The following is a 26,600-nucleotide window of genomic DNA, read 5'->3' as shown; positions in this document are numbered from 1 at the left end:
CGAATAGTCCAGCGCTCGAAATGGTAGGACAGTTGTTGTATAAAGGGAGTTGATAGTTGATGATTTGTGTCACCATCACTGCTGTAATAAAGCTGAGCTAAGCCGCCGATGAGCAAATCCCGTAAAAAGAAATCTCGTTCTCGAAATCAAGCTAAGTCCAAAGCTTTCACGCCAAAATCTGCCAATATGGGGGCGAGCTCACAACAAATTTCGGCCCTCTGCAATCAAGGAATTGCTCAATATAATCAGCACGATTTTAAACGAGCGACTCAGACCTTCGAGCAGCTTGTTCGCAGTCAACCCAATAATAGCGAGTTTCATTTTTTATACGGTGCATCACTCGGCCAGGATTCACAGCCAGCCCTAGCAATAAAAGCGCTGAAAACGGCGATTGAACTCAATTCAAAGGAAGCTAAATATTATTCTTTCCTTGGTAATAATTGGCAAGCCTTAGGCGATATGCCACAGGCGATTGAGGCATTTCAAAGAGCTATTCAACTTGATGAAAACTATGTTGATGCTCACTTTAACATCGGTAATGCGTATCTGCTGAATAATCAATATCAGCTTGCCGTAGAAGCATATAATATCGCTTTAAAGCTTGAGCCTCGGAACGCCAACTTCCATAATAATTTAGGTCACGCTCTGCTTGGTCTTGATCAATATGAACAGGCGATCGCCACTTTTAAGAAAGTCTTAGCAATAGATCCAAATCGCCTTGATGCCAAAATACATGTAGGGATGGTTTTGCATGAAAAAGGCGACTATAAAGATGCTATTCAACATTACAAAAAAATTTTAGAGACTCATCCAAGACATCCGGGACTCTTAAATAATTACGCTAATGTTCTCAAAGAATATGGCGAATTTGATTCGGCAATTCAATGCTATAGACAAGCAATTCAAACAGAAAAAAACAATCCTGAATATCACCTTAATCTTGCCTTATTGCTGTTGCTTAATGGTGAATTTGCGGAAGGGTGGCAAGAACATGAATGGCGTTTTTTAAAACAACCAACCTGTATTCCCCTTGGACTCAATCAAAATGTATGGCAGGGAGAAAATCTTTCAGCACAAGAGCCCTTATTGCTGTGGAGTGAGCAGGGCTTCGGAGATGCGATTCAGTTTGTCCGTTACGCACTGCTAGTAAAGTCAAAAGGTATCAAGGTTACAGTGGCAACAAGACCTTTATTAGTGAAGCTTTTTAGAGATTCTTTGCCCGAAGATATTGAGGTTATAGATCAAAATAGTGCGACCTTAAGTCAATTTCAGCATCACACATCTTTGATGAGTTTGCCCAGGCTTTTTCAGACGGATTCGGCTTCTACTCCTAACAATATTCCCTATATATCTGCTCCACCAGAAACCACACAAAAACTGCAGCTTGGCAATACTAAAAAAATAAAAATTGGCTTGGTTTGGTCGAGCGGCAATCTTGTAACAAGGTGGTACGCTTCCAAATCGATCAATATCGATGAGTTTATCGAGGCTCAAGGAGATGTAATTGCTTCAGAGAAAGTCGCCTTTTATAGCTTGCAAGTGGGTGATGATGCAAAGCAGATTCGGGATTGGTCAGATGGCGAAAATATTATTGATTTAAGTGAAAAGATTGGTGATTTTTCTGATACTGCTGCAATTATTTCACAGTTGGATTTAGTGATTTCGGTAGATACTGCTGTTGCCCACTTGGCTGGAGCTATGGGCAAACTAACTTGGATTTTGCTGCCAAAAGTTTCAGATTGGCGTTGGTTATTGGAGCGAACAGATAGTCCTTGGTATCCCACTGTTCAATTATTTAGGCAGCCTGACTTTGATGATTGGCAGAGTGTTTTTGAAGATATTAGTGCCCAGCTTCAGAAATTAGTTTCTGGTGAAGTTAATCTGCCTGAAATTATTGCACAAACTCTGGATAATCAGGCTATTGAAAATCTACCATTGAAAGTCATAAAAGATATTTTGAATTCTGCTCAAAGCCATATTGAAAAGGGTGATGTTCATCAAAGTCAAGGAAACTTAATTGGTGCTATTTGGGAGTATCGACAAGCATTAAAACAGGAACCCCATAATATTGATCTGCTTAATAAGCTGGGAACAGTTTTACAGAATAATCAGCAATTTAGTGAAGCTGTTGCCGTTTTTGAGGAAGCTCTCGAATTAAGACCCGACGCGACAGCTTTATATTTTAATCTCGGGAATACTTATTTATTAGATAGTAACTATCAAGAGGCGATCGCTACCTATGAGACTGGACTAGAAATCAACCCGAAAGATAGAGGGATTTTAAATAATTTAGGTCATTCATATTTAGGTATCAATGCTTATACAGAGGCAAGATCTGCTTTCCGAGCTATTCTAGATTTTGCACCTGAAGATGCGGAAGCATGGAATCATCTTGGTAACGCTTATCAAGCAGAACAAAACTTTGATGAGGCGATCGCCCATTTCCGTAAGGCAATTCAATTAAGCCCCGATACTATAGACTTTAAATACAATTTAGCTAATGCACTCCAGCAAGATAAAGAAATTACCGAGGCAATCCAATATTATCGAGAAGTATTAGAGAAAGATCCAGAAAATCAGAGTGCACATTTCAATTTAAGCTGGGTTTTATTACTGAGTGAGCAATATGCAGAAGGATGGGAAGCCTATGAATGGCGATTCGATCCGAATTACTCCAGTTGTAAACTGTTAGGTTCACCGATGTGGACAGGTGCAGTCGATAAAAATACTCACCTTTTACTCTGGAGTGAACAAGGTTTTGGTGACACAATCCAATTTGCTCGTTACATTTCCATCTGTAAGGATTTAGAGATAAAAGTAACAGTCTCAACGCGATCACCTCTGGTAAAGCTATTTCAAGAGTGTTTGGATTCGTCTATTTCTGTAATTGACCAATTGGAAATTAAGGATATACAGCAATATACTGCTCATGCTTCTTTGATGAGTTTGGCAAGAATTTTCAAAACAACCTCAGCTTCAATTCCTGATCAGAATCCCTATCTCAAAGCACCACAGTTTATTGCACCACAACTCACATTGCCAAAAACAAAAAATAAGAAAATAGGCATTGTTTGGGGAAGTAGCGTCAGTAACACTTCAATGTACAAAAATAAATCCATTGAGTTAGATGTTTTTCTCAGAACTCAGCAGGATCTACTTGAAGAAGAACAAATCACTTTCTGGAGTTTGCAGGTTGGCGAAGACTCCGCTTATATTGAGCCTTGGCTGGGAAATAAAGGTATTTTTGATGTCAGTCCAATTCTGACTGATTTTTATGATACGGCCTGTATCATTGAACAGTTGGATTTGATTATTACGATCGATACAGCCGTAGCTCACTTAGCTGGCGCTTTGGGAAAACCAGTCTGGTTAATGCTGCCTTATTTGCCTGATTGGCGCTGGATGCTAGAGAGGAAAGATAGTCCTTGGTATCCGACTATGCAACTTTTTCGTCAGCCTGAACATGGCGATTGGCAAACTGTCTTTGATGCTATTTATGAACAGTTATGTGGAGAGTTGCTCCTAGAGAGTTTTGCCAACTCAGTATTCGAAAATCAGCATTTAGATCTATTAATTCTTGCAGCAAATCAAGAAGCATCCTTCTTTCAGAATTTAGGAGGAGCTTTTTTAGAGGTAAATCGTATTGATGGGGCGATCATCTACTTACAGAAAGCTTTGGAATGTCAGCCTAAAAATCAAGAATCTTTGATCAAATTAGGTGAAGCTTTTGCAAGTCGAGAAGAATATTCAGAGTCACTAAAATATTTTAATCAAGTTGTTGAACTTTATCCTGAGGTAATGCATGGTTACTTATTATCCGGTGATGCATTAAAACAATCTGGAGATATACAGGCTGCCATTAAAGTTTACCAAGAAGGGTTGAATTTGTTTCCTCATAACACTCAACTTTGCTTACTATTAGCAGAATTGATTAATGAAGTTAATGATATTGAACTTGCTCAGGAAATTTTTAAGCAGTTAGTTAAGATAGAAATAAGTGATTTAAATCTCTATAATAATTTTGGGAATTTTTTTCAAGCTCACGAAAAATACGATGAGGCGATCATCGCATTTCGACAAGCCTTAAAATTTGCACCTAAACAATTAGATCTAACCTATAATTTAGCTAATACACTACTACAGGCAGACTATTTAGAAGAAGCTGTTGATACCTACCTTGAAATCGTTCAGCTTGCACCTGGAAATATTGATTTTCAGTATAACTATGGTTGTGCTTTACAGAAGCAAAGTAGATATTTAGATGCTATAGATGTATTTAATCGTATTATTAAACAAAACTCTCACCATACTAGTGCATTAAATAACCTAGGTTTTTCATTAGAGATGGAAAATCGATATCTAGAAGCAATTGAAGCCTATCGCCAAGTACTCGCTCTTGAGCCAAATAATGTAGAAACCCACTGTAATTTGGGAATGGCTTTACTTCAAACACTGAACTTTAAAGAGGGTTGGGAAGAATATGAATGGAGATTAAAGGGTTGGCAAATGCCAAGCTCTCACCCCATGTGGCAAGGAGAGACTCTGGCAAAATCAGAAATCTTACTCTGGACTGAACAAGGCTTTGGAGATTCAATTCAATTCATTCGTTTTATTACTGCTTTAGAAGAATCTGTTGAACGGATTGTGATTGCAGCAGCAAAACCTCTAGTCAAACTGTTTGCAAAATGTTTGAAGACAGAAAAAGAGATTGATGTTGTTCCTATTAACCAAGGTGGTTTAGGAGAATATCGTCAGCATATTGCGATCACGAGTTTGCCTCATATATTTAATGCAAACAATGAAACTTTACCAATAGAATCGTATCTTCAGATCAACGAAGATATTCCTCAACATTTGGAATTGCCAAATAATAAAGGATTAAAGGTAGGTATCGTCTGGGCAAGTGGTGCTGTCAATAGGACCTATGCTAACCGTGCAACGACAGCAAAACTTTTCTTTGATGTTTTTAATCCATTACTAAATTCACAAGAAATTTCGTTCTGGAGTTTGCAAGTTGGTCAAGATAGTCAGAAAATCAAGCCTTTTTTGAATTACGAAAATGTTTTTGACCTAAGTCCAAAAATTACCGATTTCTATGACACAGCTTGTCTAATGAAACAGTTGGATTTAGTGATCACTGTTGATACAGCTGTTGCTCATTTAGCTGGTGCAATGGGTAAACCTCTCTGGATTTTACTGCCTATGAAAGCAGATTGGCGTTGGCAGTTAGAACGATTAGATAGTCCCTGGTATCCTACTGCTAAACTTTTTCGCCAAGGTCATCATGGTGATTGGCCAAATCTTTTGCATGAAGTGTACCAAGAGCTTCTTCAATCTTTCTCTCTTACACCTTCAGAAAAATCTATCAAATCTTCATTCGATACTTCGCAAGTTAATACTGCCAGTAAATATTTGACCCTTGGTAATGACTGCCTCGCTAATGAAAATATTGAAGAGGCGATTAAATATTATCTAGAAGGACTAGATATATCTCCAGAGAACTTGATTTTAATCAATGCATTAGGTAATGCTTATCTACAAGAGAAAGACTACATCGCTTCTCAAGAACTTTTTCTGCGTGCGACTCAAATAGAGCCATATAATCCAGATCTCTTCTATAATTTAGGGAATGTACTTCTGCTGGAACAAAAATATAGTCGAGCAGTGGAAGCTTATCAAAGAGTTCTTGAACTCAATCCAGAAAGTGGGGGGACTTTAAACAATCTTGCTATTGCCTTGACCTCATTAAAACGGTTTGATGAAGCAATTGGTTATCTAGAAAAATTTCAGCTATTGGAACCTGAGAATCCAAATATTCCTAATCAATTAGGAAATATATTATCAGAACAAAATAAAGAAGATGAAGCAGTTCAATACTTTCAAAAGGCAGTAAAACTGAATTCTCAAGATAATTGTTCTCTCTATAATCTGGCAAATTCTTTTCACCGCTTATCTGATTTTGAGCAAGCTCGTGAACTCTATCAAAAGATTGTGGAAACGGAACCTGGAAATCTCGCAGCTCAGTATAATTTAGGGCGGGTTTTACAAGATTTGGGACGATATCAAGATGCTATCGAGGCTTATGAACGGGTGATTACTATTGATCCTAATGATGTAAAGAGTCACCATAATTTAGGTTTGATTTTACTTTTAAGAGGTGAATTTTCTAGAGGATGGATTGAGTATGAATGGCGCTTTAATCCCACAGAACCTAGATTTCTCAATACCAAAATGTGGAATGGAGAGTTTATCAATCAACCTTTATTGGTCTGGGGTGAACAGGGTATGGGTGATTCGATCCAGTTTATTCGATATATTGAGCTACTTTTAAAGCAAGGATTAGATGTGAAGATTGCCACATTTTTGCCGCTCATCAAACTCTTTGAAAAATGTCTCTCTATTGATGTTGAAATTTTTGATCAAAACGATGCGAACAATGATTTCGAGCAATATAAAAAACATATCCCATTAATGAGTTTACCTCGTATTCTTGCTCCTCTTGAAACAGGTATTCCTTACATAGACTCTTATCTGAGCATTTTTGATTCGATACCAAATACATTAAGACTGGAACAACACTCTAAGCGTAAAAAGATAGGTTTAGTATGGGCAAGTGGACGTCAAAACACTGGTATGTATGCCAATAAATCTCTGTCTTTAGAATTAATAATGGAAAATTGGCAAGGATTATTTACAGATCAATGCCTATCTTGTTGGAGCTTACAGGTTGGTGAAGATGCCGCGCAAATTAATAAATGGGTCGATAATCAGACGGTCTTTGATTTAGGCAATCGCCTTAACGATTTTTACGATACGGCTTGTGTGGTTCATCAACTAGATTTAGTTATTACTGTCGATACAGCTGTGGCACATTTAGCAGGAGCGATGGGCAAACCTGTGTGGATATTGCTGCCATTTAATGCAGATTGGCGATGGCAGATTGAGCGAAATGATAGTCCTTGGTACTCAACAGCTCGCCTTTTCCGACAAAAAGTTCGTGGTGACTGGAGTGAACCATTGCAGGAAATTTATCAACAGTTGTTGCAAAGATGGGGTGAGGATTTAGATATTGTCTAACGATGATTTTAAACTGTTATTTGAAAATATTTTATTTAGCAAGATTCGTTTTGTTTTCTCGGGAAAAAAGCTTAGGAGATGACAAGCGGAGTGAAAAGCATATAGAGAAGGGGCGTTAGGCAACCAAGCAAGAAAAAAAATAGGATAACTAACGTGAGTTCGGGATAAGAAAGAAAAAGGAGAAAGTGCATATTGTGGAAGTTGATAAGCAGTCCACTACCTTCTCCCATGACCGGTCTAGAACCTTTGTTTTGTTCCATTGATGATTTTTGCCAAGTCTTGGGAGCGTCAAGAATTTTGTGTAAGCAAAGAAAATTAGTGAAGAAAATACTCTGGATGATCAATGGCAAAATAGCTCAAAGCTCTTTTCCAATGGAGTATTGGTATCGTCCATCTCTTCATCAAATTCTTCAGGGCTAAATACAGCAATTTCAGGGCAGCATCTGCATGGGGGAACATGCTCTTGGTTTTTCACACCTTGCCCAAAGAGCGATTGACTGCTTCGATGGCATTAGTGGTGTAAATGATGCGACGGATGGGAGCTGGATAATCAAATAATGGAATGATGTTTTCCCAATGATTCAGCCATGTCTGGGAAATAGTGGGGTAGATGCCGTCCCAACGCTCCGCAAAAGCAGTTAAGGCAGATTCTGCCTCGGCAACTGTGGCGGCCGGATAAATGGGCTTGAGGTCTGACACCACGGACTTACGGTCTTTCCAAGAAACGAATTTCAGGCTATTTCGTATCAGATGAACGATACATAATTGCACTCTCGTTTTTGGGAACACCGCTTCAATGGCAGCGGGAAATCCCTTCAACCCATCCACACAAGCTATGCAGATATGTTCGACCCCCCGATGGTGGATTTCATTCAGCACTGACAACCAAAATTTTGCCCCCTCTCCTCCCGAGGATAGCCACATTCCTAAGACCTCCTTGTGACCGGACTGCTTCACTCCCAGTGCTAGATAGAGAGTCTGATTCGTGACTCGTCCTTCCTCTCTGATTTTTATTCTCATGCCATCTAGCCACAATATCGGATATATCTCCTCCAGAGGACGATGCTGCCATGCTTTGATTTCTTCCATCACTGCCTTGGTATTACAGTTGACCTCTTGCAAAAGGGGTGAGAGTAGGTAACGTGAGTTCTGGATAAGGAAAGAAAAGGAGAAAGCCCATATCGTGGAAGTTGTAACGAATCCACGGCTTTCTCCCATGTCCAGTCTAGAGGCTCTGTTTTGCCATGTTGATGATTTCTGCCAAGTCTTTGAACCCTTATGGCATCAAGCGTTACTCAGCTCTGGCAAAAAATACCGTCGCCGTCAGAGAAGCTTCAGTCTGAGTGAGGTGATGACTATTCTCATTGCTTTCCATCAATCTCACTATCGAAATTTCAAGCATTTCTATCTCATCAAGGTGAAATGCGATTGGCAACAAGAGTTTCCTCTAGCTGTGAGCTATCAACGCTTTGTGACATGGATACCTTCGAGCTTGATTCCTCTCTGTACATATCTGCGACGATGCTTCGGACAATGCACTGGTATTAGCTTCATTGATGCCACCAGCATCAAGGTTTGCCATAATCGCCGTATCTCTCAACATCGTGTTTTTGAAGGTTGCGCGGCAAGGGGCAAGACTTCGGTGGGATGGTTCTTCGGCTTCAAACTACACCTGGTCATCAATGAGCGAGGAGAATTACTCAACGTCCAAGTGACGCCCGGAAATACCGATGACCGCCAACCTATAGTGGAGTTATGGCAAGACTTATGGGGTAAAGTCTTTGCCGATAAAGGCTATGTCTCACAATCTTTAGCCCAGCATCTTCAAGAGGAACATGAGGTGACCCTAATGGCTAAACCTCGTCGAAATATGAAGCATCATTTGATGGTTTATCAAGATAAACTTTTTGCTCGTAAGCGGGCTTTGATTGAGACAGTTATTGACCAACTGAAGAACATCTCACAGATTGAACATTCCCGACATCGCAGTCCCACAAACTTTTGTGTGAACTTGCTGTGTGGGCTGATTGCTTACTGCCATCAACCCAAAAACCTTCTTTACAGCTTGATTAGACCTATCATTCCTTATCCAGAACTCACGTTAGGTAAAAAAGAGGAAAGTAACAGAGCCATAGCGATAAAAATGTCAACTTACGAACAGCTCCAACATTTATCGACAGAACAATTCAGGAGAGCTTGTGGAGTTAAACTTCAGACTTTCAATCGTCTGGTAGAAGTCCTAGCAGAAGCTAAAGCAAAGCAAAAACCCGGTCGTCCCAGTGTTTTATCCCTGGAAAATCAGTTACTCCTCACCTTGGAATATCCGAGGGAATATCGCACTTATTTTCCTATCGCTCAATCATGGAGCATTCATGAATCAACAGTTTGTCGCATGGTGCAAAAAACAGAGAATACACTCATCAAAGAAACCGATTGCCACTGACCCGGCATGAAACAGCTCCATGGTTCAGAAGAGTTATCTCTAACAGTAGTGGTATGGATGCCACAGAACAGGCGATTGAAAAGCCCAAAAAAACAACATCTTTACTACTCAGGGAAAAAGAAGCATCATTCCCTTAAAGCTCAAATAGTTATTGCTTGGCAGTGGGCACAGATTATCTGTTGTGACTGTGAGAAAGGTAGCACCCATGACTTCAAACTACTCAAAAAGAGTAGAGTGCATTTTCAGCAGGGACAACTCTGCCTTGCCGACGCTGGATATCAAGGTCTACACAAGCGACATCAGCGGAGTCACACTCCTCACAAGAAGCCTAAAGGTGCGGAGCAGAAACAGGAGAATCAGCTCTTAGCAGCTCAAAGAATCATCATTGAGATGGTATTCAGAATGCTCAAAAGATTTCGTATATTATCCAGTCGATATCGTAACCGCCGTCGGAGATGGGGATTAAGACTTAATCTCATTGCTGGTCTCTACAATTTTGAATTGCTACAACCTTTTGCAAGAGGTCAACTCTTTATCGACAACGCTGGGTTATTGAAACGATGTTCAAAGATTGTAAAACTGGTGGCTACAATCTTGAGTCTAGTCGGGTCAACCTACCCAGATTTTCGGCTATATTTCTACTGGTCATGATGGCTTATAGCCTAGCCCCTATTACAGACAATCTTCTTCACGATAGCTGTTGGAAATCTTATCTTGTATGCTTTGCTTCGAAACAACGGCGCTCTAATCCTCGTTATAGTTCTTTTACTCTTGGATTAGCTCGCTACGGATACCAATATATTCATCCACTTTTAAGAGGATGTCTGAAAAGGGTCTGACCGTAACTTTTGTCGGAATGAGTTGCACGTAAAAATAAGCACTTCAGGCGATCAACCTGGCGGAATTTACGCAGCATTTATCGAACATAAAGACTTTTCAGACAACCTCTAACAGACTTGGTTCATCACTTAATTGCCACTAAACCTCATAAGTGGCTCTATTTCCACAGATGTTTCATCGCTCTATCCCACCTCCAGAACACTTTCTAACCTGCTTGTCATCCCTTGAGGTTTGTCACAGTTAACGGAGTGCGCATCACGATGACACCCCTACGATAATTTTGTTGGCGATCGCCCGACAATTGCTACAGTCGAGGGACGAACACTTTTATTGAGAAAATAAGAATGGTTAGAACAGCCTCTACAATGATGCCTCTTGGCTCTGCTGCTCCCGATTTTGTCTTACCGGATGTGACTACAGGCGAAGATGTCACCCTCGAAAATTTTCAAGGGAAAGACGGATTATTGGTGATTTTTATGTGTCGCCACTGCCCCTTCGTGATTCATTTGCAGGATGAGCTAGCAAAAATTGGACAAGATTTTATCCCGAAAAATTTAGGAATGGTGGGCATTAGTGCGAATAGTGTTGAGACTCACCCGGCTGATGCGCCCGACAAACTAAAAGAGATGGTGGCAGAGCTAAACTTTAATTTCCCAATTCTCTACGACAAAACCCAAGAAACAGCAAAAACTTATCAGGCGGCTTGTACCCCTGACTTTTTCTTGTTTGATAAAGATTTGAAATTGGCTTACCGTGGTCAACTCGATGATTCTCGCCCCGGCAATGACAAACCTGTCACGGGCAAAGATCTACGAGAGGCGATCGCCCAAGTATTAGCAGGCGAATCTGTCAGTGCTGATCAGAAACCGAGCATTGGCTGCAATATCAAGTGGAAGCCCGGCAACGAACCGAGCTATTTCGGTTAGATCACTGGATAAGACTTGATCGTAAACCAGAGAATGAGGACTAAAGCGAGCACTAATAACTTGGAAAGAATGTAGAGTGAACCGCTATGGAACAGGTAAGAACTCAGCATAATATCTCCTCAGGTTACCGATGATAGAGCCTGTTAATTGCTGTATAGGTGGAGGACAGTGGTAGACGCTGTTCTTTACCTTTATTCTCTCTCTGAAAATTTATGACGTGACCGTTGCAGTCACTTTTGTTGGGAAATGTTGTAGTCCTTAAAGCAACGACATTATTTTCTCATCTTCAAATCCCTATAAATCTCAGTCCTAAGATCAGGTGATCGCCACACCCTGACTGACGACTTCACCAAAACAATCTTGAACGAAATTCAAACTTTTTTCTAGAAACCTAGCGCCACTATGCCCTTTTTAGACCGATTTGGCGAAGCGTTTGCCATGTCATAGCATCGCAGCAACCCGTCACCTGAAGCCTTAGATACGCTTGAGCTTGGCGGAGAGATACAGCTGTTTCGGGGCTGAGATAACCATCAATGGGGCCGTCATAAAATCCCAAACGAATTAAATGTTCTTGTAATTTTTGTACTGAGAAGCCAAAATCCCCGAGTTCCAGCTCGCCCGAGGCCCTAAGTTTTATTGAGCGTTCTGGTAATTTTACGAAAGTCTCTGAAAAGGCAGTCATGGTAGATCTCCAGGAGAAAGAAGAGAGTATTGCCAAAATCTTTTGTTATATTCAGTATCTTCTAAGAATGTCGTGATTCGTGTGAGCCTGTAGTTAGATTTTCTGTGAATCTTATCAGGCGATCACCCCACGGAAATTACGTGGAATTGAGACAAAAATCGTCCCAAAAGTGTGATCGGAATCACGCTATTTGACAAAAATACCGAGAGAAAAATCGTTTACTACCAATCTTAGTCCGTATTTCTGCTGATATAGTTCCCCAGATCACAGAAATTTATCAAACAAAATACTGAAGCAAAAAAGCAGCTGAGACTATAAACGCCACCCAGAAGCGGAAAATAGACGATTAAACTAGCTCAGAAAAGTCTAATTTGGCTGTCAAGCGCAAAAAGTATTAAAAAGCTCAGTTGGCATTACTTTTGCCAAAATTTGCACCTTTAATCGGATTTTTCTTGCACTAATCGGCCTTCGAGAAGAAAATCTTCCCCCAACTGTTGTAATTGCATTTGTTCAAGAACCAGTGCCTCATCCATCAGCGTTAGCCCTAAATCACCCACCGGAGTCGGTGCAGATTTACCGCCAATAATTTTCGGGGCAATAAAGGCCATTACTTTTTGGACTGTACCTTCGGCGATCGCCTGGGCAGAGAGCGTGCCACCACATTCCCAAAGCACTTGCAAACAACCGCGTTCATAGAGATATTGCATCACTGTTTTTGGAGAGACAAGGTCGAGATGGGCAATTTCGACACCTTGTTCTTTGAGGAAGCTTTGCATCTCGGGATTAATTTCAGGCTTCGTAATGACAACCGTCGGGGCGATCGCCACATCCCAGAGATGACGATCTTTCGGGAAATCTAACGTCTGACTCACTATCACCCGGAGGGGATTATGGTCTGTGGTGTCGTGAGTCGTTAGGTGAGGATTATCCAGCCGCACAGTATTACCACCGACAATAACCGCATCACACACCGACCGCAATTCATACACTCGATTACGAGTTTCTTGGTGGGTAATCCAAGCACTGTGGCCTGTTGTTGTCGCAATTTTGCCGTCTAAAGTCATCGCATATTTCAGAATGCCCAAGGGTTGCTTCTGTAAAATCCGGTGAATAAACCCTTCATTAAGCTGCTGACAAGCCACTTCCTCCACACCGACAAGGGTTTCAATCCCGGCATCCTGAATTGTTTTGATGCCACCACCTGACACCCGTGGATCGGGATCAACCATACCCACAACCACTTTCGCCAATCCGGCCTTCACCACTGCCAAACTACAGGGAGGTGTCCGACCATAATGGTTGCAAGGCTCCAGACTGACATAAATCGTCGCCCCTTTTGCGGCATCCCCTGCTTCTCTGAGGGCAAAAACTTCTGCGTGGGGCTTTCCGGCTCCTGGATGGAAACCCTCGCCAATAATTTCACCATCTTTGACGACAACTGCACCAACCATAGGATTTGGAGCTGTGCGACCTGCTGCTTTCTGTGCCAACTCAATACATCGCCGCATCATCTTACGGTCAAAGGCAGTTCCAACTTCAACAGGATTTGAGGTCATGGTGATAATACAAAATTTCCATTCTTCATTGTAAAAGGATGTCCGGTTTGTCCCATCACTTCTTTATAAATAGAGCCGTTATGGCGATCGCCACTCAGACCAATCGACATCATGATAAGAGGGCATTTTCACCCTCTGCTCAATCATGCTTTCTCTCAGGGCGATTGCCTCTATTGCATCAATTTCAGCCAAACGAAAGGATTCATGATCCTCAAGCTTAAACGCTTTTCATCGTTGCTCTAACTCAACCAGCCAATCAAACATATCGAATCAGCCATGAGCAAATCTTCCACATAGTTTAGATGGGCTGGCTTCAAGATTATTCACTAAAAAGCCTTGAATTTTGTTCAGAATCTCAGCAGAATCTCAGCGATCGCCCTTAAGATGATCAACACGTTTCAAACCAAATTAGAGATCGAAGAGATAGCGACGAAATCTATGCTAGATCAGAGCACAACCCCCACCTACGATATCGAGAATGAAGTTCTCAGCCGTTACCAAGCAGGTGCCCAAGAACATGAACCCAGCCTCTGCTGTCCTACCGATTATCAAGATGTCCAGTACCTCGACGTTATTCCCGACGAAATTTTAACGAAGGACTATGGTTGTGGCGACCCCACTCGTTATGCCGAAGTAGGTGATGTGGTCGTTGATTTAGGCTCTGGTGCAGGCAAAAATTGCTATATGGTTGCCCAGAAAGTTGGCGCCACAGGTAAAGTTATCGGGGTTGACTTTAACGATGTGATGCTCACCCTCGCCCGCAAATATCAGCAGGATATTGGTGGAAAAATTGGCTTTACCAATACAGAGTTTGTTAAAGGTAAAATCCAAGATCTCAAATTACCTCTAGACGCATTGCAGACATGGTTCACAGAGAATCCCATCACGTCTGTCGAGCAGTTAGCAAATTACGAAGCTGAAGCCGAACGGTTACGCGAAAAAACGCCTCTCATTGCTGACGATAGCGTGGATCTCGTGATCTCCAATTGTGTGCTTAATCTCGTCAAACCGAGTGATAAAAAACAGCTATTTCAAGAAATTTACCGCGTACTCAAAAAAGGTGGCCGAGCGGTCATTTCTGACATTGTTTGCGACGAAGTGCCCACTGCCAAGATCATGAATGATCCAGAGTTGTGGAGTGGTTGTATTTCTGGAGCATTTTTAGAGTCAGAATTCCTTGAAATGTTTGCGGATGCGGGTTTCCATGGCATTGAAATTCTCAGTTTTGAGAAAGAGCCTTGGCAAACGATTGATGGCATCGAATTTCGCTCTATGACAGTGCGTGCCTACAAAGGAAAAGAGGGTGTTTGCCTAGAACGAAATCAAGCGGTGATTTATAAAGGCCCTTGGAAAGAGATTAAAGATGACGATGGCCACACCTATTATCGCGGCGAAAGAATGGCGGTTTGCGACAAAACTTTTAATTTATTGACCAACGAAAATAGCCCTTATGCGGGTCAATTTATTTCGGTATTGCCCTACGACAATATTGAGCTAGAAAATGCAGCTACTTTCAATTGTCGTGTGGATGCTCGCCGTCACCCGAAAGAAAGCAAGGGTCAGGATTATAACGTGACTGATTTAGCGGATGGAGCGGCTTCTTGTTCGACTGATAGCTGTTGTTAAAGGCCATATAGAATACGAAAAATCATCTACTAAAACTTCTAAAAGGGTCACTCAACAATGCCCCTTTTTTATTCACCACCTTTTAAAAATTAGGCGATCGCCATGGTTCAGACTCCGACAAAAACCACTGTCACTCCCTTCGAAAACAAGATTTCTCAGCCCCTCACAAAGCAACCGATCACAACCCTCCAGATCAACCTCGGCAAAAAGTGCAATCTCGCCTGTATCCATTGCCATGTAGAGGCTGGCCCCAAACGAACAGAGGAATTGTCTCCAGAAATTTGTGATCAGTTGCTCGAACTGTTGCGGCGTTTTCCTCAGATAAAAACAGTGGATTTAACGGGTGGCGCACCGGAGATGAACTATGGTTTTCGGGAGCTTGTCGCCACGGCGATCGCCTACGGAAAGGAAGTAATTGTCCGCTCAAACCTAACCATTTTTTTTGTTGAAGGCTACGAGGATTTACCCGAGTATTTTGCGGAGCACAAAGTACGAGTGGTAGCGTCTTTACCTTGTTACCTCGAAGATAATGTCGATAAACAACGGGGGGCAGGCGTTTACCAAGACTCCATCACCGCGATCCAAAAACTTAATGCCTTAGGCTATGGTACTGATCCAAATCTAAATTTAGATCTCGTCTATAATCCACCGGTTCCTCGCAATGCTGATTTTTCTTTAACACCCGATCAAGTTGCCCTAGAAAAAGACTACAAAAAATATCTCGCTGAGCACTTTGATATTAAATTCAACCATTTATTCACCATCACCAATTTGCCCATTGGACGAGTAAGAAATTATTTAGAAACAAAAGACTTATATTTGCCCTATCTGAGATTTTTAGAAACGCACCATAATGAGTCTACCGTTACTAATTTGATGTGTCGAAACCAACTCTCCATCGACTATCTCGGCAATATTTTCGATTGTGATTTTAATCAGATGGAAAATCTACCCGCCCGCACCAAATCTGGCGATCGCCTCACTGTCAGCAAATTACTTGCAGCGAACACATTAGATCTCATCGACCTCGTTGCAACAAAACCTTACTGCTACGGCTGTACAGCGGGCAGCGGCTCTAGCTGTGGTGGCGCACTTGTTTAATCCTAAACTTTCCCTAATCCTACTAAAACCATGACTTTAGAAAAGCGTTTACCATTAGCTCTCTTTTTCCTTCGCATCAGTGTTTTTCTCGTTCTATTGATGTGGACATTAGACAAATTCTTTCGTCCAGAACATGGTGCAGCGGTTTTTGAGAAATTTTATTTTATTGGTGGTTTAGGGAATACTCCTGTTTATATAATCGGTGCGGTTCAATTACTGATTATCTTGGCTTTTGTCGCGGGATTTCAGAAGAAAATCAGTTATCTTCTCGTGCTGTTTATGCATGCTATCTCAACATTTTCTAGTTTTAAGATTTACCTCACGCCCTATGCTGATGGGCCAAACCTTTTATTCTTCACAGCTTGGCCAATGTTAGCGGCTTGCTTTGCGCTTTATTACCTAAAAGATTTCGACACACAATGGTCTATTGAGCGCTAGTCAGAAAGATTTTAGGGCGATCGCCATGAACTTTTATTGGATTGATCTCGTCGAGACTGCCACTAGTCTTCATTTTCTGCTCTAATTGATTTCAGTGATTTTTTCAGTGTAAATGTCAGGGTACGTAGGTTTCATTTGTTTGATTTGAAACCAAAAACATCAAAATATTCAGGGGATTTGCTACCACTACGCATATCCGAAAGTGAGCAAAGTTCCGTGAATAAACAATTGTGCGAGTCAGTAGAAGCGCTGAAAATGAAGGAAGCATAAACTTTTGATGTGCATCTCGTAAAGTCTACATTTACTGCGGTTTGTACCGACCTGACTTATGAATCGACGCTCCCAGTTTTCTGAAGATCTAGCTTTATTTAAGCGTTATGCGCAACAGCCAACGGTTTGCCTCCGCAATCGTCTGGTGAAATCAAATCTAGGGCTTGTTCGTAAGGTGGCTTATCAAATGAGTCGCACCTGCGCAGAAACTTACGAAGACCTAGAACAGGTCGCATCATTCGGTCTGATTCGGGCAGTGGAACGCTTTAATCCAGAACGAGGAGTCGCCTTCAGTTCTTTTGCGATGCCCTATATTCGAGGCGAAATCTTACATTATCTTCGTGACCGCGGCAGTGTGATTAAAATTCCTCGGGTTTGGCAGGAGCTACATTCTAAAGGTCAAAAGTTACGCCGTAAGCTCCGCACTCAACTTGGGCGATCGCCTTACGATTACGAGCTAGCAGAAGCACTTGGTGTCAGCACAAAAGATTGGCAAGATTGCCAGTTAGCTTGGAAAAACCGTCTTTTAATTAGCCTTGATGTGAGCTTTGGTAGCAGTGCAGACGACACAGTTACCCTCGGCGAAACATTACCCGATACTCACAATCTAGAGCAACAACAACGCGAAGAAATCAAACTACAACTCCAAGACGTTTTTACTCACTTAGAAGAACGGACACAAAAAGCAATTCAACTTGTGTGTTTAGAAGAATTACCGAGGACAGAAGCCGCAAAATTAATTGGCATTAGTCCAATGACTGTCTCGCGTCATCTCAAAAAAGGTATGCAGCAAATGAATCAACTGCTCGAACCGCAAGCTGCCTAATTGAGATTTTAAAAATTTGAGTTTGTTTGGCACACTGATGCAAAAGCCTCTTTATTTCATTGAAGTAAAGAGGCTTTTTATTATTCGTGTTTTGTTTTAAATACTGAGTACATTTGGAAAAAGTATTTATTGCATTACCATGCCGCCATCAACGTTAAAAGTTTGGCCTGTGATGTAAGCAGCTGCAGGGTCAGCAGCAAGAAAACGAATCATTCCGGCAATGTCTTCGGGCTTACCGAAACGTCCCATGGGAATGTATTTAAGAATATCTTCGTTATCTAGCCCTTCGGTCATATCAGTCGCGATAAATCCAGGGGCAACTGCATTAACAGTGACATTACGGCTAGACAATTCTTTTGCAACGGTTTTAGTGAAACCAATTACACCGGCTTTTGCGGCACTATAGTTTGCTTGGCCAGGATTACCCATCAGTCCAGAGACGGAAGTGATATTAATAATGCGACCATAACGCTTTTTCATCATCGTTCTTGTCACAGCTTTAGTACAGAGAAAAACACCAGTTAAATTGATATCAATAACAGCTTGCCATGCGTCGGGCTTCATCCGCATCAAAAGAGTGTCTTTGGTGATACCAGCATTGTTTACCAAAATGTCGATTTGTCCCCATTTTTCAAGGGTATTTTTGATCAATGCATCGACTTGATCAGCCTGGGAAACGTCTGCTTGGAGAGCGATCGCCTCGCCGCCAGCATCAGTAATCTCAGCCACTAAAGCTTCTGCTGCATCGCTAGAACGAGCGTAATTAATAACAACTTTTGCACCTTCTGTCGCGAGGGCGATCGCCGTGGCTTTACCGATACCCCGTGAAGCGCCGGTTACAATTGCGACTTGATCTTTGAGACGTTGTTGGGGAACAGGAAGTAACTCCATCACCGATTTCTCCAAAAAATAATGCTTATTTTCGACTGGGCTATCATAGGAGGATGACAAGGACGAGCGCAACATTTTCGTCCATAACGCCTCCGGGAGACATTTAAATAATGGCTGTAAAAAAACAATTTGCTAGTTTTCAAGAAATGTTAGAAAACTCTCAAAAACCAGTATTAATTGATTTTTATGCAACTTGGTGTGGGCCTTGCCAAGTGATGAGTCAAGTTTTAGAACAAGTCAGTGTACAAATGCTTGATGAAATTCAAATTGTCAAAATTGATGGCGATCGCTACAACACCCTCGCTTCTCAACATGGTGTTCATGCCTATCCCACTATTGTGCTCTACAAAGATAATCAAATTGTCTTTCGAGTTGAGGGAGCAGTTCCTGCGCCGCAACTAATGCAACAGCTACGCCAAGCTATTCGCAAATAGCCTTGATCACGACTCTGCCCTGTTCCAAAACGCCCATTCTTGTGACGCCGATCATTGTGACGAGCACTTCGAAAACTTAAGGTTTAACTTATACTTCACGTCTTTTTTCTGCTTAGAAAATACTTCGTAAACTTATGAGAAGAAAGGCGCTCTTTTGCTTCCATTCGCATTTGCTTTTACGTTACATTCGAGACAGGGAAATAGAAATAGATATCGTCAAATATTTATTGTTTTAACTCATCAATGAATTATTTCAATAAAGTGATCGATTATTTCTATGGGCGTTAAATGGTAGAGGTGTAAGGGAACAATGATTCGGCAACAATTTCAAAAAAATTCTCGTTTTTTTTCTCGTAGTGCAGCAAAAATTGCTTTAAGTTTAGGTTTAATCGTGATCGCCCCAAGTATGGCTTTAGCAATGCCTGCAGGCGACAGCATAAATGCCTATCTCTTTGGCACAACACCAGAAGCTGGACAGATTGGTCACGACTATATTGTGATGCAGAAAGGCGAAGGAGACAATATCCAAGGCGCTTTCTATCAAATCAATTCTGAGTATGCTTGCTTTTCTGGTGAGGTCGCAGAAGGAAAATTAAACCTTGCAGTGATTGATCCTTACGAAGAAGTCGCCTATGACTATCAAATGGATTATACAGATAGTGCTTTAATTGCCAATTCCGAAGAACAAACCCAAACTCAAATCGTGCCCGAAGGATTTCATTTGATTGATATTGTCACTGATTTAGCCAGTACTATTCTTGCTCAATGTTCAGCTGATAATTCTTTAGCAATTTAGGTTTTAGGTATTTAGACGTATTCTATTTTTATTATTAGAAAAGTCGCGTCATTAAATATTTCCAGCAATAATCCCCCTTGAGATAACAAGGGGGATTAGTTTTATGTGGATTTTCTGTAATAGAAAATGATCAAATTGAGTGATTGAGTTTTAGGCAGTGATTTTGGCGCCTGTTTGTACTTGCCAAAGATTATTGTAGATACCTCGATTTTCGAGTAGTTCTTCATGGGTGCCAAATTCGACAATTTTGCCCTGATCCATCACATAGATGCAGTCAGAATGGCGAATCGTGGATAAGCGATGGGCGATCGCCACAGTTGTCCGATGCTGGGTGATTTTTTCGAGAGAGCGGGCAATGGCAGCTTCGGTTTCGTTATCCACTGCAGAAGTTGCTTCATCGAGGATGAGAATTGGTGGATCTTTGAGAATGGCACGGGCGATCGCCAGTCGTTGGCGTTGACCACCAGATAGGCGTTGGCCCCGTTCCCCAACAATCGTGTCATATTTATCTGGTAGCGCCTCAATAAATTCATGGGCTTCCGCTTGCTTTGCTGCCTGCATAATCTCGGTGAGGGAAACATCCGCACTACCGTAGGAAATATTTTCAGCCACCGTGCCGTGAAAGAGGAAAACATCTTGACTCACTAAACCGATGGCTCTCCGCAAATCTTTCAAGTAAATATCGCGGATATCAAGACCATCAAGGGTAATTTTGCCTTGCTCGATTTCGTAGAAACGCAATAATAATTTCACAATGGTGCTTTTACCGGAACCCGTCGCCCCAACAACAGCAATGGTTTGACCCGCTGGCACACTCAACGAAAAATTTTCGAGTACAGCTGGACGATCTTTATAAGCAAACTGCACATTAGCGAGATTGATTGCACCTTTAACCGTATGGGTTGGTAATTCTTTTTCACCAGAGCGAATTTGAATAGACGTATCGAGCAAATTAAAAACGCGCTTAGTCGAGGCCATGGCCCGTTGGTAAAGATCTAGGGTTTGTCCTAAACGAGTTAACGGCCAAAGCAGTCGTTGGGTCATAAACACCAAAACGCTGTAGGTTCCCACCGCAAGGGTTCCATTCTCTACTTGTAAACCACCAAAAAATAGAATTGCCGTAAAACCAGCCAAAATTGCGATGCGAATTAAGGGGACAAATGCGGCACTGAAGGCGATCGCCCGATTATTACTTTTCAGATAAGCAAGGCTATCAAACCGCAATCGATCTAGCTCAAAATGCTCTGTCGTAAAACTTTTAATGGTGGTGATGCCACTGAGATTATTGGATAGGCGGGTACTAAGCAAACTGACTTTTTCGCGGACATCTCCATAGAGCGGCGCTAATTTTTTCTGGAACGCAATCGATCCCCAAATAATCACAGGGATTGGAGCCAAAGCCATCCAAGCAACCGATGGCGTGAAGTAAATAAATACACCACCAATGAGAACGACAGTGGTCAACACCTGCAAAATTTCGTTGGCACCAACATCCAAAAATCTTTCAAGCTGATTAATATCGTCATTTAATAACGCTAAAAGTTCACCAGTGCTGCGCTCCTCAAAATAAGCCAGCTCTAAATCCTGTAAATGGCTGTATCCATCCAATCGCAACTCATGCTGCATTTTTTGGGCGAGGTTACGCCACAACCTTTGGTAGAGATATTCAAAAACCGATTCAGCCCCCCAAATAATGAGTGAAATCGTACAAATCACAAATAGTTGCCCGATTAAACTAGTCACCCCAAACTGCGCCACAAACGAGTCTTCTTTTTCGATGACGGTGTCTACTGCCATCCCAATCAGTGCTGGAGGTGCGAGATCAAAAATCTTGTTTAGGACAGAGCAGGCGATCGCTTGATTAATCTGAGTGCGATGGCGATCGCTATAGGTAAATAAACGTTTTAGGGGGGATGACATAAAGGCAGAAAACTGGTTTCGTATCCAGCGATCATAACCTTTTCAGTATTCCCTCTCCCTTTCTCGCTACAACTTGAACCGATAGATGGTCTCACCATCGGGCATCTGACGCACATCGCCATTAAACTCTTTTACCCTCGCTTCGAGGTAACGCTGGGATTCTTTGCCTGATAATCTAGACGTTTGGGCAAATTTCAACAATGATATTTCACCTTGATTAGCCTCAATCACTTGATAAAAATTGTGCCGCAACCAATCTGAGTCAAATTTTTCTTTACGCACCCGCTGATGCAAACTCCAAAGCATCCAGCTTCCGGAACCTGTCAGAGGCAACCCTAAAATCACGAGGGCAGCCATCGCGTCGTCTCGCTCATTTTTCGGGACTGACATATTATTCACTTCGAAAACGGCGTAGATGCTGATCGGTAAACCTAAAATCAGAAAGCACACGGCAATGAACCGCTGAAACCCACGAAATGCAACCCTTGCCCAATGTCTTTTAATCGGAGCAGGTACACCTACACCCTGTGGAGACTTCGCAAGATTGATGGGTGGTTTGGGGATATTAATAGAAGTGGCGGGAATTTCTTCTTGAAAAACGGTAGCGATCCCGCCTTTATCGGATGTAGTGGCAATGGTGCGGGAATTTGTGGAGAGTTGGGCGATCGCCTGTTTGACTTCCATTGCAGAACGATACCGTTGGCGAAAATCATAGCAAATCATTTTGTCGAGAATGCCCGCAAACTCTGGTGAAACACTGGCATCCTGATGCCAAATAATTTCGGCGGTATTCGGGTCTTCGTAAAGCTCATCAGCCGTGTTGTAACCCACTGGTGGAATTTTTCCAGTGAGAGCTTGCACCACGATCATGCCTGCCGCATAAATATCACTACTGAGTTTAGGTTTGCCGCGCCCCTGCTCACTAGACATATAGCCTGGGGTTCCGATAATTGTGCCAATTTGCGTTTGGCCTTGGGCATTCACCTGTGTCGCAGCGAGCTCTTTTACCGCGCCAAAATCAATCAGTACAACTTTGCCATCCTGTTGCCGCCGAATTAAATTCGCTGGTTTAATATCGCGGTGAATCACATTTTGCTCGTGGATAAAAGCCAGTGGCTCCAACATACTTTCGATGAGGGCGATCGCATAAGCTTCACTGTGCTTTTTTCCAACCGTAATTTCCTTTTCGAGACTGTGGCCTTCCACAAAATCTTGAACTAAGAAAAACTCTTGATTGAGCTCAAAATAGGCCAAAAGATGAGGAATCTGATCGTGATCTCCCAGACGATTCAGTAACTGAGCTTCAGCTTCAAATAATCGTCGCGCCACAAGCAAGGCCTCTGGATTACTAAAACTCGGCTTGAGCTGCTTTACGACACAGATCTTGTTGAACTGCTTTATATCCTCTGCCAAAAAAGTCTGGCCAAAGCCCCCAGCTGCAAGGGACTCTGTAATTTTGTATCGTCCGTCAAGAAGTTGCCCAATCATAATCGCCGTTTACAAATACCACACCACAACTGCATAACTCCATTATGAATCAAGCCTTTGACCCCATGAAGAATTTTTTTTTCGGACACCCACAAAAAAAGAAAGCCACGAAGGCTTTCTCTAAAACAATGAAATGGAGAATCAAAGTTGAATTAATCTTTCATCTTGGCCAATACCACAGGCGATCGCCTAATGAGATAACCATAAATTGCTTGATTCTTGGCGCAATAAGCTAACGAGATGCTGATCACCTCTGGCTTGTGCCGACTGAATCCGACTCTCTAAACTGCGGCGCATATTTTCAAGATGAACCTGTCGTACATCCTGACTCATCAATCTTGATAATTGAGGCAGTCTTACAGGACAAGACGGAGCAGGCGCTTGATTGACACGACGCTCTCGCAAAGAGGCTGGAATCGCTGGCTGCATTGTTGCGTATGATCCACCACGATAGTGGAGCAATACAGACTCAACATCAGGACGCTCAACAGAACTCACAACACAACGGCGACGAGTCACTTGGCCACGGTACTTTCCAAGAATATTTCCTTCAGTCACTTCTAATGAGGCGGGAGCGCGATCATAAGAAACACCACGATATGTCAATTTCATATTTTGCCTCTTCAAAATCTCATAACTCTTTCTGTAATCATTGTTACACAATTAAATTTTACTTATCTGAAATATCAGGAAAACTTTATATTCTCAATTATCTTGATCCCCACAAAAAAAGAAGCCCGGAGGCTTCTTTAGAAGTTTATAAAATTGTGTTAGATGACTTGTCTGAACCGAATAATGAGTGTCACTAAACTTGCTCTACGAGTTCAGGTTTACGCTCTTCTTTACTGACAGCAACTTTGCCTTCTTCGTTGATATCAACGAGAGCCGTATCGCCAGAGCTAACACGACCAGAGAGAATTTCTTCAGCAAGGACATCCTCTAAGAGACGCATAATTGCTCGGCGTAATGGACGTGCACCGTAAGCAGGATTGTAACCTTCTTCCACAAGACGTTCTTTGAACTTCTCAGTAACTTGCAGCTCGATTTCCTGTTCAGTAAGACGTTGGAAAACATCCTTGAGAAGAATTTCAGAAATCTCTTTAACCTCATCCTTAGTGAGTTGACGGAAGACAATGATTTCGTCAAGACGATTCAAGAATTCAGGACGGAAGTATTGTTTCAATTCCTCATTCACAAGAGAACGAATGCGGTTGTATTGAGATTCAGCTGCATCATCACCGAATTCAAAACCGAGACCACCACCACCTTTCTCAATGACCTTAGAACCAATGTTCGAAGTCAAGATAATGAGGGTGTTTTTGAAGTCAACGGTACGACCTTTCGCATCGGTTAGACGACCATCTTCAAGGATTTGCAGAAGCATATTGAAGATATCGGGGTGTGCCTTCTCAATCTCATCAAAGAGAATGACAGTGTAAGGGCGACGACGAACGGCTTCAGTCAATTGACCACCTTCGTTATAGCCAACATATCCTGGAGGAGAACCGATCAACTTGGATACGGTGTGACGCTCCATGAATTCGGACATATCCAGGCGAATCATGGCATCTTCAGAACCGAAGAAGTAGGCTGCTAAAGATTTGGTTAGCTCAGTTTTACCAACACCGGTAGGACCAGAGAAAACAAAACTTGCAATAGGACGGTTGGGGTTCTTCAGGCCAACACGGGCACGGCGGATGGCGCGGGATACAGCTCTTACTGCTTCCTCTTGACCAATCAAACGCTGGTGCAAGGTATCTTCCATATTGAGGAGTTTGGTGGATTCACTCTCAGTAAGTTTGTTGAGGGGAACACCTGTCCAAGATGCAACGATATGGGCGATTTCTTCAGCGTCAACCACGGCATCGATGTCAGTCTTTTTCTCTTTCTGGCTTGCGGCGATCGCCCGAATTTCTGCCTTGATCGACATTTCACGATCACGGAGTTCACCGGCTTTATCAAACTCTTGGGAACGAACTGCTTCGTCCTTCTCTTTAAGGACACCGCGGAGTTCCTTATCAAGTTCTTTTGCTTCAGCAGGAAGTTGAGAATTGATTAGACGGACGCGAGAACCAGCTTCATCAATCAAGTCAATCGCCTTGTCAGGAAGGAAGCGATCACTGATATAACGATCTGCCAATTTTGCTGCCGCATCGAGAGCTTCATCAAGAATTTTAAGCTTGTGGTGTTGCTCATAACGTTCGCGAAGACCGAAGAGAATTTCGATGGTTTCTTCAACGGAAGGCTCACCAACCATTACAGGCTGGAAACGACGTTCGAGAGCCGCGTCTCGCTCAATATGCTTGCGGTACTCATCGAGAGTGGTAGCACCAATACATTGCAGTTCACCACGAGCGAGAGCAGGCTTGAGGATATTCGCTGCGTCGATCGCCCCTTCTGCTGCACCAGCGCCAATAAGGGTATGAACCTCGTCAATCACAAGGATTACATTACCCGCTTGGCGGACTTCATCCATGATCTTTTTAAGGCGTTCTTCAAATTCACCGCGATATTTTGTACCCGCAACGAGCAGACCAATATCAAGGGTAACGACACGCTTTTCTTCGAGAATATCTGGTACATCACCAGTAGAAATACGCTGTGCCAAACCTTCGGCGATCGCCGTTTTACCAACACCCGGTTCACCAATTAGAACAGGATTATTCTTTGTCCGACGACCAAGAATTTGGATAACCCGCTCAATTTCCTTTTGACGACCGACAACGGGATCAAGTTTACTGTCTTTGGCTAACTGAGTAAGGTTGGAGCCAAACTCATCAAGGGTTGGTGTCTTATTACTACGAGAGCCGCCACTGCCAGCCGCGACCTCGGCAGTTTCACCCAACATACGGATAACTTGGGTTCTTACCTTCGAAAGATCAACCCCTAAATTCTCTAGAACTCTAGCGGCAACACCTTCACCCTCACGAATAAGGCCTAACAATAAGTGCTCAGTGCCGATGTAATTATGGCCGAGCTGACGGGCTTCTTCAAGGGAGAGCTCTAAAACTCTTTTTGCTCTAGGTGTGAAAGGAATTTCTACGGCAACAAAGCCAGATCCCCGTCCAATTATTTTTTCAACTTCGATGCGAGCATCCTTAAGATTAACTCCCATAGACCGGAGCACCTTTGCGGCGACACCAGTCCCCTCACCAATGAGACCGAGGAGGATTTGCTCCGTGCCAACGAAGTTATGGCCAAGGCGACGCGCTTCCTCTTGGGCAAGCATAATCACCTTAATTGCTTTTTCTGTGAAGCGTTCAAACATGATCTGTTCTTGTACCTG

General features: G+C 42.4%; 17 protein-coding genes and 3 pseudogenes. 12 read left to right on the top strand and 8 right to left on the bottom strand.

Annotated features, from left to right (window positions below; translation table 11 throughout):
- The first annotated feature begins 108 nt into the window (after positions 1–108).
- Positions 109–7,077 carry a tetratricopeptide repeat protein gene (locus LEPTO7376_RS00790; RefSeq protein WP_015132390.1) on the top strand — a complete coding sequence of 2,323 codons (6,969 nt, stop codon included), beginning with the start codon at positions 109–111 and terminating at the stop codon, positions 7,075–7,077.
- Positions 7,078–7,548: 471 nt separating this feature from the next.
- Here the strand turns inward: LEPTO7376_RS00790 and LEPTO7376_RS00780 are convergent, their stop codons facing one another.
- Positions 7,549–8,295 carry an IS256 family transposase gene (locus LEPTO7376_RS00780; protein WP_083891029.1) on the bottom strand — a complete coding sequence of 249 codons (747 nt, stop codon included), beginning with the start codon at positions 8,293–8,295 and terminating at the stop codon, positions 7,549–7,551.
- On the opposite strand from LEPTO7376_RS00780, the pseudogene LEPTO7376_RS00775 reads away from it, so the two are divergent.
- The 5 genes and pseudogenes from LEPTO7376_RS00775 to LEPTO7376_RS00765 form a co-directional block, all read left to right on the top strand.
- Positions 8,294–9,127, top strand: a pseudogene (locus LEPTO7376_RS00775) (IS982 family transposase); the annotation flags it as partial. The gene LEPTO7376_RS00780 and the pseudogene LEPTO7376_RS00775 overlap by 2 nt on opposite strands.
- Before the next feature lie 93 nt (positions 9,128–9,220).
- Positions 9,221–9,520, top strand: coding sequence for a transposase family protein (locus LEPTO7376_RS28585; RefSeq protein WP_315861555.1), 300 nt, complete (start codon positions 9,221–9,223; stop codon positions 9,518–9,520).
- Between the two features lie 6 nt (positions 9,521–9,526).
- Positions 9,527–10,003, top strand: a pseudogene (locus LEPTO7376_RS28580) (transposase family protein); the annotation flags it as partial.
- 44 nt (positions 10,004–10,047) lie between these two features.
- A pseudogene (locus tag LEPTO7376_RS28820) lies at positions 10,048–10,189 on the top strand (transposase); the annotation flags it as partial.
- Between the two features lie 515 nt (positions 10,190–10,704).
- Positions 10,705–11,286 carry a thioredoxin family protein gene (locus tag LEPTO7376_RS00765; protein ID WP_015132388.1) on the top strand — a complete coding sequence of 194 codons (582 nt, stop codon included), beginning with the start codon at positions 10,705–10,707 and terminating at the stop codon, positions 11,284–11,286.
- 400 nt (positions 11,287–11,686) lie between these two features.
- On the opposite strand, the gene LEPTO7376_RS00760 is transcribed toward LEPTO7376_RS00765, so the two are convergent.
- Both LEPTO7376_RS00760 and ribD read right to left on the bottom strand, forming a co-directional pair.
- The gene (locus tag LEPTO7376_RS00760) at positions 11,687–11,968 is read right to left on the bottom strand and encodes a peptidoglycan-binding protein (RefSeq protein ID WP_015132386.1); all 282 of its coding nucleotides are present in this window, start codon (positions 11,966–11,968) and stop codon (positions 11,687–11,689) included.
- Between the two features lie 437 nt (positions 11,969–12,405).
- Entirely contained in the window at positions 12,406–13,524 is a 1,119-nt protein-coding gene (gene ribD / locus LEPTO7376_RS00755; RefSeq protein WP_015132385.1) for a bifunctional diaminohydroxyphosphoribosylaminopyrimidine deaminase/5-amino-6-(5-phosphoribosylamino)uracil reductase RibD, read from the bottom strand.
- A gap of 438 nt (positions 13,525–13,962) precedes the next feature.
- Here ribD and LEPTO7376_RS00750 point away from each other — a divergent pair, with 438 nt between their 5' ends.
- The 4 genes from LEPTO7376_RS00750 to LEPTO7376_RS00735 all read left to right on the top strand — a co-directional run bounded on the left by LEPTO7376_RS00750 (position 13,963) and on the right by LEPTO7376_RS00735 (position 17,785).
- A complete protein-coding gene (locus tag LEPTO7376_RS00750) occupies positions 13,963–15,150 on the top strand; it encodes a methyltransferase domain-containing protein (protein ID WP_041764589.1) in 1,188 nt (395 codons plus the stop codon).
- Between the two features lie 102 nt (positions 15,151–15,252).
- Entirely contained in the window at positions 15,253–16,251 is a 999-nt protein-coding gene (gene arsS / locus LEPTO7376_RS00745; RefSeq protein WP_015132383.1) for an arsenosugar biosynthesis radical SAM (seleno)protein ArsS, read from the top strand.
- A 30-nt stretch (positions 16,252–16,281) separates the two neighbouring features.
- Complete coding sequence (locus LEPTO7376_RS00740; RefSeq protein ID WP_015132382.1) at positions 16,282–16,689, top strand: hypothetical protein; 408 nt, start codon at positions 16,282–16,284, stop codon at positions 16,687–16,689.
- 328 nt (positions 16,690–17,017) lie between these two features.
- On the top strand, positions 17,018–17,785 hold the full coding sequence (locus LEPTO7376_RS00735) for a sigma-70 family RNA polymerase sigma factor (protein WP_015132381.1): 768 nt from the start codon (positions 17,018–17,020) through the stop codon (positions 17,783–17,785).
- 126 nt (positions 17,786–17,911) lie between these two features.
- On the opposite strand, the gene fabG is transcribed toward LEPTO7376_RS00735, so the two are convergent.
- A complete protein-coding gene (gene fabG / locus LEPTO7376_RS00730) occupies positions 17,912–18,676 on the bottom strand; it encodes a 3-oxoacyl-[acyl-carrier-protein] reductase (RefSeq protein WP_015132380.1) in 765 nt (254 codons plus the stop codon).
- A 110-nt stretch (positions 18,677–18,786) separates the two neighbouring features.
- Here fabG and trxA point away from each other — a divergent pair, with 110 nt between their 5' ends.
- Entirely contained in the window at positions 18,787–19,110 is a 324-nt protein-coding gene (trxA, locus tag LEPTO7376_RS00725; RefSeq protein ID WP_015132379.1) for a thioredoxin, read from the top strand.
- Between the two features lie 310 nt (positions 19,111–19,420).
- Positions 19,421–19,906 (top strand): hypothetical protein, encoded by a 486-nt coding sequence (locus LEPTO7376_RS00720; protein ID WP_015132378.1) that lies wholly within the window; start codon positions 19,421–19,423, stop codon positions 19,904–19,906.
- A gap of 150 nt (positions 19,907–20,056) precedes the next feature.
- Here LEPTO7376_RS00720 and LEPTO7376_RS00715 read toward each other — a convergent pair whose 3' ends face one another.
- From LEPTO7376_RS00715 to LEPTO7376_RS00700, 4 genes are all read right to left on the bottom strand, one after another.
- A complete protein-coding gene (locus LEPTO7376_RS00715; protein WP_015132377.1) occupies positions 20,057–21,826 on the bottom strand; it encodes an ABC transporter ATP-binding protein in 1,770 nt (589 codons plus the stop codon).
- 66 nt (positions 21,827–21,892) lie between these two features.
- On the bottom strand, positions 21,893–23,314 hold the full coding sequence (locus LEPTO7376_RS00710) for a serine/threonine-protein kinase (RefSeq protein WP_015132376.1): 1,422 nt from the start codon (positions 23,312–23,314) through the stop codon (positions 21,893–21,895).
- Positions 23,315–23,503: 189 nt separating this feature from the next.
- Positions 23,504–23,926, bottom strand: coding sequence for a DUF4278 domain-containing protein (locus LEPTO7376_RS00705; RefSeq protein WP_015132375.1), 423 nt, complete (start codon positions 23,924–23,926; stop codon positions 23,504–23,506).
- A gap of 193 nt (positions 23,927–24,119) precedes the next feature.
- Positions 24,120–26,582, bottom strand: a complete 2,463-nt coding sequence (locus LEPTO7376_RS00700) for an ATP-dependent Clp protease ATP-binding subunit (protein WP_015132374.1) — start codon at positions 26,580–26,582, stop codon at positions 24,120–24,122.
- Between the last annotated feature and the right edge of the window lie 18 nt (positions 26,583–26,600).

Origin of the sequence: [Leptolyngbya] sp. PCC 7376, from assembly GCF_000316605.1 — a bacterium.
GTDB lineage: Bacteria > Cyanobacteriota > Cyanobacteriia > Cyanobacteriales > MRBY01 > MRBY01.
This window is presented reverse-complemented; position numbering and strand designations above follow the sequence as displayed.

Bases quoted from the DNA above. Each gene is read 5' to 3' on its own strand.
- fabG (WP_015132380.1), bottom strand. From the start codon at position 18,676: ATGGAGTTACTTCCTGTTCCCCAACAACGTCTCAAAGATCAAGTCGCA.
- LEPTO7376_RS00720 (WP_015132378.1), top strand. From the start codon at position 19,421: ATGATTCGGCAACAATTTCAAAAAAATTCTCGTTTTTTTTCTCGTAGT.
- LEPTO7376_RS00710 (WP_015132376.1), bottom strand. From the start codon at position 23,314: ATGATTGGGCAACTTCTTGACGGACGATACAAAATTACAGAGTCCCTT.
- LEPTO7376_RS00735 (WP_015132381.1), top strand. From the start codon at position 17,018: ATGAATCGACGCTCCCAGTTTTCTGAAGATCTAGCTTTATTTAAGCGT.
- LEPTO7376_RS00705 (WP_015132375.1), bottom strand. From the start codon at position 23,926: ATGAAATTGACATATCGTGGTGTTTCTTATGATCGCGCTCCCGCCTCA.
- ribD (WP_015132385.1), bottom strand. From the start codon at position 13,524: ATGACCTCAAATCCTGTTGAAGTTGGAACTGCCTTTGACCGTAAGATG.
- LEPTO7376_RS00790 (WP_015132390.1), top strand. From the start codon at position 109: ATGAGCAAATCCCGTAAAAAGAAATCTCGTTCTCGAAATCAAGCTAAG.
- trxA (WP_015132379.1), top strand. From the start codon at position 18,787: ATGGCTGTAAAAAAACAATTTGCTAGTTTTCAAGAAATGTTAGAAAAC.
- LEPTO7376_RS00765 (WP_015132388.1), top strand. From the start codon at position 10,705: ATGGTTAGAACAGCCTCTACAATGATGCCTCTTGGCTCTGCTGCTCCC.
- LEPTO7376_RS00715 (WP_015132377.1), bottom strand. From the start codon at position 21,826: ATGTCATCCCCCCTAAAACGTTTATTTACCTATAGCGATCGCCATCGC.
- LEPTO7376_RS28585 (WP_315861555.1), top strand. From the start codon at position 9,221: ATGTCAACTTACGAACAGCTCCAACATTTATCGACAGAACAATTCAGG.
- LEPTO7376_RS00750 (WP_041764589.1), top strand. From the start codon at position 13,963: ATGCTAGATCAGAGCACAACCCCCACCTACGATATCGAGAATGAAGTT.
- arsS (WP_015132383.1), top strand. From the start codon at position 15,253: ATGGTTCAGACTCCGACAAAAACCACTGTCACTCCCTTCGAAAACAAG.
- LEPTO7376_RS00700 (WP_015132374.1), bottom strand. From the start codon at position 26,582: ATGTTTGAACGCTTCACAGAAAAAGCAATTAAGGTGATTATGCTTGCC.
- LEPTO7376_RS00740 (WP_015132382.1), top strand. From the start codon at position 16,282: ATGACTTTAGAAAAGCGTTTACCATTAGCTCTCTTTTTCCTTCGCATC.
- LEPTO7376_RS00760 (WP_015132386.1), bottom strand. From the start codon at position 11,968: ATGACTGCCTTTTCAGAGACTTTCGTAAAATTACCAGAACGCTCAATA.
- LEPTO7376_RS00780 (WP_083891029.1), bottom strand. From the start codon at position 8,295: ATGGGAGAAAGCCGTGGATTCGTTACAACTTCCACGATATGGGCTTTC.